We start from the raw sequence: 13,107 nt of genomic DNA on the forward strand, positions 1-13,107 counted from the left end.
AGTGCGTATGAAAAATCAAGGAGCTGCTTCATGCTGATCGCCAATCCCATCTACGACAGCGTCTTCAAGTATCTGATGGACGATCCCCGGTCGGCCAAGGTGATCATCTCCACGATCATCGGTGAAGAAATCGAGGAGCTGGCTTTCAAGCAGCGTGAGCGATCAGCCCAGTTGGCGACCCTTGGAGTGAGCATCTTTCGCCTGGACTTTTCCGCTGTGGTCAAAACCGCGGACGGTTCCCGCAAGAATGTGCTCATCGAGATTCAGAAAGCGGACAGCGGAGACGACATCCCCCGCTTTCGCCGCTACCTGGCCGAGAACTATTACTCCCCCGTGCACAAGCAACTGGAAGAACAGGAAACGAGCGGCGCATCGGAGACAGACGCTCCCATGGTGCCGATCATCACCATCTACATTCTCGGCTATCCGCTCAAGCACCTCCAGGGACATTCCGCGGTCACGATCCGACGTCATTATCAGGACTCGGTCACTGGCGAGGAAATCCCAGCACGCGAGGACTTCATCGAGCTGTTGACCCATGACAGTCATGTAATCCAGGTTTCCGAGTTGAAGCAGCGCCGGCGCAACAAGCTGGAGCAGTTGCTGGCCCTGTTCGAACAAATGAACCTCCAGGCCAACAAGCACCTGAAGGTCTTTGAGGACGAACTACCCGAAGAGTTCCAGACCGTACTGGACCGCCTCTACCGGGCTGCCCTGGACAAGAAAATCCGCTCCCAGATGGAAGTGGAAGACGAATACCTGGAAGCCTGGCGACGCCGGGATCGTTCATACGAAGCGGTTTTGGAAGAGGCCAGAGCAAGGGAAGAAGAGGCCAAGCAGCAGGTTGAAAAGGAGCGGCGAATGAAAGAAGAGGCCTTGGCTGAACTGGAAAAACTGAAACGACAACTGGAGGAACGTTCGTAACTGCTCATATTCGCGGCAATAAACGTGTTAAATCCTGGAACGCCACACCCCAGTGCGGCAGCGATGTTAGACGCCAAGAGCCATATTCCGGTGGCATCAATCCATTTTTCTTTGTCACGTGATCACGTGCTATCCTGTCCGGCCCCATCCTGAGAGTGCGTATGAAAAATCAAGGAGCTGCTTCATGCTGATCGCCAATCCCATCTACGACAGCGTCTTCAAGTATCTGATGGACGATCCCCGGTCGGCCAAGGTGATCATTTCCACGATCATCGGCGAAGAAATCGAGGAGCTGGCTTTCAAGCAGCGTGAGCGATCAGCCCAGTTGGCGACCCTTGGCGTGAGCATCTTTCGCCTGGACTTTTCCGCTGTGGTCAAAACCGCGGACGGTTCCCGCAAGAATGTGCTCATCGAGATTCAGAAAGCGGACAGCGGAGACGACATCCCCCGCTTTCGCCGCTACCTAGCCGAGAACTATTACTCCCCCGTGCACAAGCAACTGGAAGAACAGGAAACGAGCGGCGCATCGGAGACAGACGCTCCCATGGTGCCGATCATCACCATCTACATTCTCGGCTATCCGCTCAAGCACCTCCAGGGATATTCTGCGGTCACGATCCGACGTCATTATCAGGACTCGGTCACTGGCGAGGAAATCCCAGCACGCGAGGACTTCATCGAGCTGTTGACCCATGACAGTCATGTAATCCAGGTTTCCGAGCTGAAGCAGCGCCGGCGTAACAAGCTGGAACAGTTGCTGGCCCTGTTCGAACAAATGAACCTCCAGGCCAACAAGCACCTGAAGGTCTTTGAGGACGAACTACCCGAAGAGTTCCAGACCGTGCTGGATCGCCTCTACCGGGCAGCCCTGGACAAGAAAATCCGCTCCCAGATGGAAGTGGAAGACGAATACCTGGAAGCCTGGCGACGCCGGGATCGTTCATACGAAGCGGTTTTGGAAGAGGCCAGAGCAAGGGAAGAAGAGGCAAGAGCAAGAGAAGAAAAGGCCAGGCAGCAAGTTGAAGAGGAGCGGCGTGAAAAAGAAGCGGCCAAGGCACTTGCGGAAGAGGAGCGGCGAATGAAAGATGAAGCCTTGGCTGAGCTGGAAAAATTGAAACGGCAACTCGAGGAACGTTCCGGATAAGCGACTGCAGGATTGAACATTTCACGGTCGACCATATGCACTGGAAGTCATGACTGCTTGCGAGGCATGACGGCTGGAATTACGAGTCCTGCAGGCTATGCCATGCTGCTCCGGCTTATGGCATCATCCATTTACCTTTATCACGTGATCACGTGCTGATTCTGGTCCGGCCCCATCCTGAGAGTGCGTATGAAAAATCAAGGAGCTGCTTCATGTTGATCGCCAATCCCATCTACGACAGCGTCTTCAAGTATCTGATGGACGATCCCCGGTCGGCCAAGGTGATCATCTCCACGATCATCGGCGAAGAAATCGAGGAGCTGGCTTTCAAGCAGCGTGAGCGATCAGCCCAGTTGGCGACCCTTGGAGTGAGCATCTTTCGCCTGGACTTTTCCGCTGTGGTCAAAACCGCGGACGGTTCCCGCAAAAATGTGCTCATCGAGATTCAGAAAGCGGACAGCGGAGACGACATCCCCCGCTTTCGCCGCTACCTGGCCGAGAACTATTACTCCCCCGTGCACAAGCAACTGGAAGAACAGGAAACGAGCGGCGCATCGGAGACAGACGCTCCCATGGCGCCGATCATCACCATCTACATTCTCGGCTATCCGCTCAAGCACCTCCAGGGACATTCCGCGGTCACGATCCGACGTCATTATCAGGACTCGGTCACTGGCGAGGAAATCCCAGCGCGCGAGGACTTCATCGAGCTGTTGCCCCATGACAGTCATGTAATCCAGGTTTCCGAGCTGAAGCAGCGCCGGCGCAACAAGCTGGAGCAGTTGCTGGCCCTGTTCGAACAAATGAACCTCCAGGCCAACAAGCACCTGAAGGTCTTTGAGGACGAACTACCCGAAGAGTTCCAGACCGTACTGGATCGCCTCTACCGGGCAGCCCTGGACAAGAAAATCCGCTCCCAGATGGAAGTGGAAGACGAATACCTGGAAGCCTGGCGACGCCGGGATCGTTCATATGAAGCGATTTTGGAAGATGCCAGAGCAAGGGAAGAAGAGGCCAAGCAGCAGGTTGAAAAGGAGCGGCGAATGAAAGAAGAGGCCTTGGCTGAACTGGAAAAACTGAAACGACAACTGGAGGAACGTTCGTAACTGCTCATATTCGCGGCAATAAACGTGTTAAATCCTGGAACGCCACACCCCAGTGCGGCAGCGATGTTAGACGCCAAGAGCCATATTCCGGTGGCATCATCCATTTACCTTTATCACGTAATCACGTGCTATTCTGGTCCGGCCCCATCCTGAGAGTGCATATGGAAAAATCAAGGAGCTGCTTCATGCTGATCGCCAATCCCATCTACGACAGCGTCTTCAAGTATCTGATGGACGATCCCCGGTCGGCCAAGGTGATCATTTCCACGATCATCGGCGAAGAAATCGAGGAGCTGGCTTTCAAGCAGCGTGAACGATCTGCCCAGTTGGCGACCCTTGGAGTGAGCATCTTTCGCCTGGACTTTTCCGCTGTGGTCAAAACCGCGGACGGTTCCCGCAAGAATGTGCTCATCGAGATTCAGAAAGCGGACAGCGGAGACGACATCCCCCGTTTTCGCCGCTACCTGGCCGAGAACTATTACTCCCCCGTGCACAAGCAACTGGAAGAACAGGAAGCGAGCGGCGCATCGGAGACAGACGCTCCCATGGCGCCGATCATCACCATCTACATTCTCGGCTATCCGCTCAAGCACCTCCAGGGACATTCCGCGGTCACGATCCGACGTCATTATCAGGACTCGGTCACTGGAGAGGAAATCCCAGCACGCGAGGACTTCATCGAGCTGTTGACCCATGACAGTCATGTAATCCAGGTTTCCGAGCTGATGCAGCGCCGGCGCAACAAGCTGGAGCAGTTGCTGGCCCTGTTCGAACAAATGAACCTCCAGGCCAACAAGCACCTGAAGGTCTTTGAGGACGAACTACCCGAAGAGTTCCAGACCGTACTGGACCGCCTCTACCGGGCAGCCCTGGACAAGAAAATCCGCTCCCAGATGGAAGTGGAAGACGAATACCTGGAAGCCTGGCGACGCCGGGATCGTTCATATGAAGCGATTTTGGAAGAGGCTAGGCAGCAGGTTGAAAAGGAGCGTCAAATGAAGGAAGAAGCCTTGGCTGAACTGGAAAAACTGAAACGGCAACTCGATGAACGTTCCGGGTAAGTGTGCGTAGATTACGGTGCATATCGTGGTCATAGGCTGGGTTGAGGATCACCCAGCAACCTTGAAAACATTTTGTCCCCAAAAAAAGCAGAGTGGCTTTTAAGGTCCACTCTGCTTTTTTGCGTTAAGCAATGAAATCACTAGTGTCCCAACGTTTAATCTTACAAACTCAACAGGTTACTGTTTGGAAGAATTCCGTTTTCGTAGCTGAAATTCCCAACTGCCTGTAAAAATTGAATTCGTCTAAAGATGTTCACGCTCAAAATCTGTAAAAATTTGTAGAGTGAAACCTTGAATTTGAGTTTTTTTTCTCGGTTAACACCGCATACCTCCTGAAAAAAGTTGCAAGAGGTATAAGGACATGCTGTTGGATGTTCAAATCGGTAACAGCCAAATACGAGCAAAAAGTAAAACTTTACAATTGGTTAAGCATTGATCGATATAAAACGTTGGGACACTAGTGCAATGAAATCTAAAATTATGCAGTATATCCAGTGGTCATTCACCGGCAATGGATTCCTGCTTTCACGGGAATGGCCTGTCGCAACAAGCCTTTTCCCCATCAGTCATACCGGCGAATACCGACGCCTTCGCTATCCAGGCCTTTTTCGCAAATTTACTGAAGAGATGCCGAAATCTATCGCATGTTCTCCAGCGCGAATTCCCAGTTGAGCAGCTTGTCGATCACCGCCTCAACGTACTTCGGGCGCAGATTTTGGTAGTCCAGGTAGTAGGCGTGTTCCCATACATCAATGGTCAACAGCGGCTTTAAGCCCTGGGTGAAGGGGACTTTGGCGTTGGAGGTTTTCATGACCTTGAGCCCGTCGCCGTCATACACCAGCCACGCCCAGCCGCTGCCGAACTGGGAAACGGCGGCTTCGGAAAGACCTGTCTTGAAGTCCTCGAAGCTTCCAAAGGACTCTTCAATTTTCTTCATCAATTCGCCCGTGGGCTTCCCCCCGGCCTTGGGGTTCAGGCTTTTCCAGAAAAACTGATGATTCCAGACCTGGGCCGCGTTGTTGAATATCTTGGACTTGTCTTCCTTGCCGTCCGTATCCCTGATGATTTCTTCCAGAGACTTGTTTACGTACTCGGTCCCGGAGATGAGCTCATTCAGGGTGTCCACGTATTTCTGATGATGCTTGCCGTGATGAAACTGCAGGGTCTTCGCGGAAATCACGGGTTCCAGTGCGTCCTCCGAATACGGAAGGGGCATCAGTGTAAATGAGGATTGGGCTGGGGACTTTTCCATGTCTCGCTCCTTTTCAAAAAAAATATCAAAACTGATGGTTCAGAATTGGTTGATACGGTCGTTGTTTGGATGAATGTTCGTCGGATTCACGAACCACCCCTACTGAACTTGAATGGTCGATCTGACCTCGCGTACATTGGGCGTGTCCAGGGCCAGGGCCATTGCTCGACCGATAAATTCCGGTGATCCCACCGTCCCGGAAAGATGGACGCGACCTTCATTGGTAGACACGCCGATATCGAACACCGCGAGCGCCGGATCACCCGCTATCCTGGTGTTGATGTCCGAAGTTATCTGTTCGTCCATGGCTGCATCGTATTCCACATCCTCGGGATCAGGCGCTCGTCGGACAACTTCACCGTCCTGGGCGAGTTCGTCCTGGATGTCCTCGACCCGCACTTGCCAGACCTCCATGCGGGCATGGTATTCCTGTCCGGCCTGATCCTCAGCAGTGATTGCTCGTCCCGGCTCCATGCCCGGAGGGGTGGTGCGTTCTTCCGTGGGCTGCATGACCGGATCCGGTTCATCCGCGGTGAAAAACCAGATCAGCCCCACGACCACCAGAGCGCCGATGATCAGATAAATAACCGTTCTTTTCATGATTCGCCTCCTTGTTTGGTTGGATTGTATATATGAGCAGGTTTCGTAATCCTATTCAATCGCAAGTTGAACAAACCCTGGCTTCACTTTGTCCTGCCAGACCGAGGCAAGTGTTCAGCAGGTGACAATCAACATGAACAAAGTATGTGCTGGAAGGGCCGCTTCTGTCAATGCGTCTACCGAACCTCAAGGGTTGATCTGACCTCGCGCACGTTTGGCGTATCCAGGGCCAGCGCCATGGCCCGCCCGATGTATTCCAGGGATCCCGCCGTGCCGGACAGATGGACGCGTCCCTCATCAGTGGATACGTCAATGTCGAACTCTGCAAGCGCAGGATCTCCCGCAATCCTGTTGCTGATCTCCGACGAGATCCGCTCGTCCATGGCCTCATCGTATTCCACGACATAGGTGTCAGGCGCCCGCCGGACTACTTCTCCATCCTGGGCGAGTTCATCCTGAATGTCCTCAGGCCGCACCCGCTAGGCTTCCATCCGTTCATGGGCATGTTCGGCCAGATCCTCAGGGGTGAAAATATCCAGTCCCGGGGGTGGGTGGCGTTCTTCGGTAGGTTGCATGACCGGTGGCGGTTCATCCGCGGTAAAGAACCAGATCACGCCCAAAACAGCCAAAACGCCGATAATCAGGTAAATGAGCATTCGTCTCATGCTGCGCTTCCTTGTTTGGTTGGACTGAACATTTTGATATATTGGGCAAGTTTCAACACATAAGCATTTGAATATTCAAACAAAATCAACCAAAACCCATCCCGATCGCCATCCACCCGATCACGCCGGCCAGCAAAGCATAGCCCACGGCAATGGGCGCGATCTTGCGGATCACGATACCCTCCTTGCCCAGCAAGCCAACTGTCGTCAGCACGGCAACCACGTTATGCACGCAGATCATGTTTCCTGCCGCGCCGCCTACGGCCTGCAGGGCGAGCACCGGCACCACCTGCAGCCCGCTCTGGACAGCAGTGTCATGCTGGAGCACGCCGAACATGATGTTGGACACCGTGTTGCTGCCGGAAATGAACGTTCCCAGCGCACCCACCAGCGGTGCGATCAGGTACCAACTCTGTCCCGTGACGTCAGCGGCGGCCTTTGCGACAGTAATGATCATCGAGTCCCTGCCGTCCGCGCCGCCGGAGTTCATCATCACGTAGACCATGATCAAGGCAGCGATCAGGGCCACGGATGCGGAGCCGATCATGGACACTGTTTTTTTCCAGGCCACGATCACGTTCTCCGAACTCATCCGGTGCAGGAACGGAATCACCAAGGCGATCAGAACAAAGGGGATGATCCCGGGATTATAAAGTGGTGCAAATGTCGCGCCGATGCCTGTGCCCAGAAGGTCTTCCGAGCCCACGCTCCATTGTTGCAATCGCTCGGAGATGCCCAGTTGCTCGATCCGGGTGAGCAAGAGCAGCAAACCAACCACCACATAGGGCGACCAGGCCAGCCACCAGCTCATGGTCGGTCCGTCGCCGTTTCCGGCCCCGGCTTCGATCTTGCCCTGCCAGGTGTCGGGCCAGTCCTGTTTGTCCGGAAAATCCCACTTTTTTTTCGGCTGCAGGAATCCCCTGGACACGGCAAACAGAAAAATCGGCAACGCAATCAAGGCGCCCAGCAGGGCTGGAAGTTCCGGACCGAAGAACCAGGCCACCAGCATCTGGGGCAAGGTAAAAACGATCCCGGCGAACAGGGCCAACAGCCAGACTTCCCTGCCTTTCCGGAACGATCCGTCCACCATCCTGGTCATCAACAGAACCATGACCAGGGGAATGAACATTCCCAGAGCCAGATGCAACAAACCCACATGGATGGAGATACTGTGCAGGAAATCGTTGAACGCCACACCGTCGGGCAGGCTGACCACGTCGCGGATCGCCTCGAATCCGCCGTGAATGGGCACACCCACCGCACCGAACGAGACGGACGCGCTGTCCGCGACCAGCGTCAAGATCGCGGCCAAAAGCGGCGGAAAACCCATGCCCATCAACAAGGGTGCGGCCACGGCGGCCGGCGTGCCGAATCCGGCCGCCCCTTCCAGGAATGACCCGAACAGCCAGGCAATGATCATAACCTGCACCCGGCGGTCCGTGGAAAGCGAGGCCATGGACCGGGAGATGCCGTCCATGCCGCCGCTTTTTTTCATCAATTGCAGGATCAAGATGGCGCCGAAGACAATGATCAGGATGTCCAGGGCGTTGATGATACCGGCCGCAACGGCCGCCGCCAGGTCGTAAAGAGACATGTTCCAGACGCCCACGGCTATGCCCACAGCCGCCAGTGCTCCCACTGGCATGGCCTTGCTCGACGGCCACATGAAGCCGACCATCAGCACGCCCACGATGACAATGGGCAGGAGCGCCACCAAAGCCATGATCAAATCCATGAATAATCACCTTTCATGAATACGAACCTATTGCTGGAGGTGAAACAAGTGCAATGAGGGAAATCATGTATTTTTGGTTGCGATTCTCTTCGGAAATACGAAATTGACCTTATGTCGGGGGATGGTCATCCGGAATATAATGTAAAAGTGTTATTCACGGTTTTTTTCATCGAAATCGAAATCGCAATCGAAATCGAAAATGTTTCATCATTGTGCCGCTATGGTATGAAATGACGCACAATTTTCTTTCGATTTCGATTACGATTTCGATTTGGATTTCGATTCATACTCATTAGTCACTGTAAGGATAAAACTAATTTTTACCACGAAGAGCACGAAGTACACGAAGATTGGATTCCTCCGTGCCCTTCGTGCCCTTCGTGGTGATAAAAATTGCTTGACCGGATGATGTGATTTGAATTCGATTACGATTTCGATTTGGATTTCGATTCATACTCATTAGTCACTGTAAGGATAAAACTAATTTTTACCACGAAGAGCACGAAGTACAGGAAGATTGGATTCCTCCGTGCCCTTCGTGCCCTTCGTGGTGATAAAAATTGTTTGACCGGATGATGTGATTTGAATTCGATTTCGATTACGATTTCGATTTGGATTTCGATTCATATTCATTAGGCACTGCAAGGATAAAAACTAATTTTTACCTCGAAGAGCACGAAGTACACGAAGACTGGATTCCTCCGTGCTCTTCGTGTCCTTCGTGGTGATAAAAATGCTTGACTGGATGGTGTGATTCGGATTCGATTTCGGTAGCGATTTCGATTACGGTTTCGATTCAATTGATTTGAAGGTGGATTGCAATCGAAACTGTTGAGCCGAAAAGGAGAAATCATGGACAAAGTTGAAGCGAAACTCACGGAAATCGCCCATTATCTGAGGGTTTTGATCCTGCAAAGCACCACGGAAGCGGGTTCGGGTCATCCCACGTCGTCCCTTTCCGCCGTGGAACTCGCCACCGGGCTGATGTTCGGCGAAAGCGCCGAAGGCAAGCCGTTTTTCCGGTTCGATCCCCAGGATCCCATGTATCCAAACAACGACCGGCTGATCTTCTCCAAGGGTCACGCCTCTCCCCTCTTTTACTCCCTTTGGGCCGCCGCGGGCCAGTTGAGCCTCAACGACATGCTGACCTACCGGAAGCTGGAAAGCCCCCTGGAAGGACATCCCACCCGGCGCTTCGCCTTTACCGAGGCAGCCACAGGTTCCCTGGGCCAGGGGCTGGGGGTGGGCGTGGGCATGGCCCTGAACGCCCGGTACCTGGACAAGCTGCCCTACCGCACCTTCGTCCTGCTGGGCGACAGCGAAATGACGGAAGGCTCGCAGTGGGAAGCCATCCAGATCGCGGCCCATTACAAGCTGAACAACCTGGTGGGCATTCTGGACGTAAACAGACTGGGGCAGCGCGGCGAGACCATGTATGGTCACGACATTGAGGGCTATGCCCGTCGGGTTGAGGCCTTCGGCTGGGAAACCATTCTGGTGCGGGACGGGCACGATTTCGGTCAGCTCATCCCAGCGCTGACCCGGGCCATGAATGCATCGGCGCCGGTGATGATCATCGCCCGGACCTTCAAGGGCAAGGGCGTGCCCCTGATGGAGAACCGGGAGGATTGGCACGGGAAGCCTTTGAACGCGGAACAGGGTAAACAAGCCCTGAGGGAACTGGGCCAGGCTCCCGCCGATGTACCTGGAAACCTTGCGCAGCCGGAACGTCTGCAGTCTGAAAAGCCCGCCCCCCAGGAGCTGGAAAACCCCGCATATGAAGCCGGAGGACAGGAGGCGACCCGGGTGGCCTACGGCCGCGCCCTGGCCCGTCTCGGCGCGGCGTATCCCGATCTGGTGGTCCTGGACGCCGAGGTCAGCAATTCCACCATGGCGGACATCTTCCGCAAACAATTTCCGGACCGGTTCTTCGAGATGTACGTGGCCGAGCAGAACATGGTTTCCACGGGCCTCGGTCTGGCGGTGCGCGGCAAGCTGGTCTTTATCTCCTCCTTCGCCGCGTTCCTGGTCCGGGCCTATGATCAGGTGCGCATGGCCCGGTACTCCGACGCGAATCTCAAGTTCTGCGGTTCCCACGCCGGAGTATCCATCGGCGAGGACGGTCCGTCCCAGATGGGGCTGGAAGATATCGCCTTTTTCCGGACCATTCTGGACAGTGTGGTGCTCTACCCCTCCGACGCGATGAGCACCGAACGGCTGGTGGAAGAGGCTGCCCGGCATCATGGCATGGTCTACCTGCGCACCACCAGGGCCAAGACGCCGATTCTCTATGATGCGGAAGAATCCTTCCCCATCGGCGGATGCAAGGTGCTGCGCGAAAGCTCCGCGGATCGCGCCACCCTGGTGGCGGCGGGCATCACACTGCACGAGGCGATCAAGGCGGCTGACACCCTGCAAAAGCAGGGCATCTCCGTTCGGGTCATCGACCTGTACAGCGTCAAGCCCCTGGACGAGGATACCCTGCGCAAGGCAGCGCAGGAAACCGGCCTCATCGTCACTGTGGAAGACCATGCGGCCCAGGGCGGAATCGGCGAAGCCGTGATGAGCGCGGTGGCCGGAACCCAGTGCCTGGTGCACACGCTGGCCGTGACCCGGCTCCCCCGCAGCGGCACGCCGCGGGAATTGCTGGAATTGGAAAACATCGATGAGACGGCCATCGTACGCGCCGTGCAAGGATTGGTCACATCATGAACAATGGTCCCCGCGGAAAGCACCACGGCCCGGAGAAGCAGAATCAGTGGGACGAGAAGACAAAGTTCCTGATCTGGTACGTCGTCTTCGCCATTATCGGGGTCCTGGTCCTCAATCAGCTCATTGTGGCCCAGTACGCCCCCCGGGACATCCCCTACAGCGAATTCCTGGATGCTTTGGACGAAGGCCGGATCGTGGAGGTTTCCATCACCGGGGACCAGATTGAAGGTTTGATGCTGGACCGGGACGATCCGGACACGGACGTCCGGTTCACCACCTTCCGGGTGGAGCCGGAATTGTCGGAAAAACTGGTCGAACACGGGGTGACCTTTGTGGGCCGACCGGAGCGAACCTTTTTCCGAGACATTCTGGCCTGGGTCATTCCCCTGATGATCTTTCTGGGGATCTGGTTTCTGATCATGCGCCGGATGTCCGCCGGGGCCGGTTTCATGAACATCGGCCAGAGCAAGGCCAAGGTCTATCTGGAAAAGGACATCAAGATCACCTTTGAAGACGTGGCCGGGGTGGACGAGGCCAAGGAAGAACTGCGGGAAGTGGTGGATTTTCTCAAGAATCCCGAGCCGTTTCGCCGTCTTGGCGGCAGGATGCCCAAGGGCGTCCTCCTGGTCGGGCCGCCGGGAACCGGCAAAACCCTGCTGGCCAAGGCCGTGGCCGGCGAAGCCGGAGTGCCCTTTTTCAGCATCAGCGGCTCGGATTTCATCCAGATGTTCGTCGGGGTGGGCGCGGCTCGGGTCCGGGACATGTTCAAGCAGGCCCGGGAAACCGCGCCCTGCATCATCTTCGTGGATGAACTCGATGCCGTGGGCAAGGCCCGGGCCGGTCAGGGCGGATTCGGAGGCGGCCATGAGGAACGCGAACAGACCCTGAACCAGTTGCTGTCCGAAATGGACGGTTTCGACCCCCGGGAAGGAATCATCGTCCTGGCCGCCACCAACCAGCCGGAAACCCTGGACCCTGCATTGTTGCGAGCCGGACGGTTCGACCGCAACGTCCTGGTGGACAAGCCGGACTTCAAGGGACGCACGGCGATCCTGATATTGCACGCCCAGAAGATCAAGCTGGCCGAAAACGTGGACCTGGAGACCATCGCCCGGATGACGCCCGGTTTTTCCGGCGCGGATCTGGCCAACGTGATCAACGAGGCCGCCCTGCTGGCCACCCGCAAAGGCAAGGACGAGGTGCAAATGCCCGAGCTGGAGGAAGCCGTGGACCGGACCATCGCCGGGCTGGCCAAGAAGAATCGGGTCATCAATCCCAAGGAAAAAAAGATCGTGGCCTACCATGAAACCGGTCACGCTCTTGTTGCCGCGTTCACCCCTGGCGCGGACAAGGTCAAGAAGATCACCATCGTGCCCCGGGGCATCGGCGCCCTGGGCTATACGCAGCAACTGCCCACCGAGGACAGGTACCTGATGACCCGCCAGGAACTCCTGGGCAAGATCGACGTCATGCTGGGCGGCCGGATCACCGAGGCTCTGGTCTTCGACGAGGTGTCCACCGGCGCCCAGAACGATCTGCAGCGGGCTACGGACATCGCCCGGGCCATGGTCCTGGAACTAGGCATGGGCAAGACCCTGGGGTTGTCCACCTATCCGAAACAACGGCGGCCGGCCTTTTTGGAATCGGAACATTCCCCCTTTCAGGGCAAGGAATACAGCGAAGCCACGGCCGCGCAACTGGATCTGGAAGTCAAGGAACTGTTGGGCGAACGGGAGGACGTGGTGCGGAACGTATTGTCAGAGCACCTGGAAGTCCTGCACAAGGTCGCCGAACGTCTCCTGGAGAAGGAAGTCCTGGACGATAAGGAATTTAACTCTCTCCTCGAGGAAAATGCTTCCCTGCCCCAATCCTCATCCTGATCCCAATTAAAATCGAAATCGAAATCGA

The 13,107-nt window shown here is 55.6% G+C and carries 11 protein-coding genes; 6 read left to right on the forward strand and 5 right to left on the reverse strand.

Going from position 1 to position 13,107, the window contains the following annotated elements; translation table 11 throughout:
- The first annotated feature begins 30 nt into the window (after window positions 1-30).
- The 4 genes from ACYQ15_RS06130 (at window position 31) to ACYQ15_RS06145 (ending at window position 4,235) form a co-directional block, all read left to right on the forward strand.
- Window positions 31-924 (forward strand): hypothetical protein, encoded by an 894-nt coding sequence (locus ACYQ15_RS06130; RefSeq protein ID WP_459936644.1) that lies wholly within the window; start codon window positions 31-33, stop codon window positions 922-924.
- A gap of 184 nt (window positions 925-1,108) precedes the next feature.
- A complete protein-coding gene (locus tag ACYQ15_RS06135) occupies window positions 1,109-2,068 on the forward strand; it encodes a hypothetical protein (protein WP_459936645.1) in 960 nt (319 codons plus the stop codon).
- Window positions 2,069-2,280: 212 nt separating this feature from the next.
- Complete coding sequence (locus tag ACYQ15_RS06140) at window positions 2,281-3,174, forward strand: hypothetical protein (RefSeq protein WP_459936646.1); 894 nt, start codon at window positions 2,281-2,283, stop codon at window positions 3,172-3,174.
- A gap of 185 nt (window positions 3,175-3,359) precedes the next feature.
- Window positions 3,360-4,235, forward strand: a complete 876-nt coding sequence (locus ACYQ15_RS06145; protein WP_459936647.1) for a hypothetical protein — start codon at window positions 3,360-3,362, stop codon at window positions 4,233-4,235.
- A gap of 637 nt (window positions 4,236-4,872) precedes the next feature.
- Here the strand turns inward: ACYQ15_RS06145 and ACYQ15_RS06150 are convergent.
- From ACYQ15_RS06150 to ACYQ15_RS06170, 5 genes are all read right to left on the reverse strand, one after another.
- Entirely contained in the window at window positions 4,873-5,487 is a 615-nt protein-coding gene (locus tag ACYQ15_RS06150) for a superoxide dismutase (protein ID WP_459936648.1), read from the reverse strand.
- A 99-nt stretch (window positions 5,488-5,586) separates the two neighbouring features.
- A complete protein-coding gene (locus ACYQ15_RS06155; RefSeq protein WP_459936649.1) occupies window positions 5,587-6,087 on the reverse strand; it encodes a BON domain-containing protein in 501 nt (166 codons plus the stop codon).
- Window positions 6,088-6,263: 176 nt separating this feature from the next.
- Window positions 6,264-6,563 carry a BON domain-containing protein gene (locus ACYQ15_RS06160; protein WP_459936650.1) on the reverse strand — a complete coding sequence of 100 codons (300 nt, stop codon included), beginning with the start codon at window positions 6,561-6,563 and terminating at the stop codon, window positions 6,264-6,266.
- Between the two features lie 3 nt (window positions 6,564-6,566).
- A complete protein-coding gene (locus ACYQ15_RS06165) occupies window positions 6,567-6,752 on the reverse strand; it encodes a hypothetical protein (RefSeq protein ID WP_459936651.1) in 186 nt (61 codons plus the stop codon).
- Window positions 6,753-6,837: 85 nt separating this feature from the next.
- Complete coding sequence (locus tag ACYQ15_RS06170) at window positions 6,838-8,487, reverse strand: L-lactate permease (RefSeq protein ID WP_459936652.1); 1,650 nt, start codon at window positions 8,485-8,487, stop codon at window positions 6,838-6,840.
- An 852-nt stretch (window positions 8,488-9,339) separates the two neighbouring features.
- Between ACYQ15_RS06170 and ACYQ15_RS06175 the strand changes: the two genes are divergently transcribed.
- Entirely contained in the window at window positions 9,340-11,199 is a 1,860-nt protein-coding gene (locus ACYQ15_RS06175; RefSeq protein WP_459936653.1) for a transketolase, read from the forward strand.
- Entirely contained in the window at window positions 11,196-13,079 is a 1,884-nt protein-coding gene (gene ftsH / locus ACYQ15_RS06180; RefSeq protein ID WP_459936654.1) for an ATP-dependent zinc metalloprotease FtsH, read from the forward strand. Before ACYQ15_RS06175 ends, ftsH begins: the two co-directional genes overlap by 4 nt.
- The last annotated feature ends 28 nt before the right edge of the window (window positions 13,080-13,107 follow it).

It is taken from the genome of Desulfonatronum parangueonense (genome assembly GCF_054656975.1).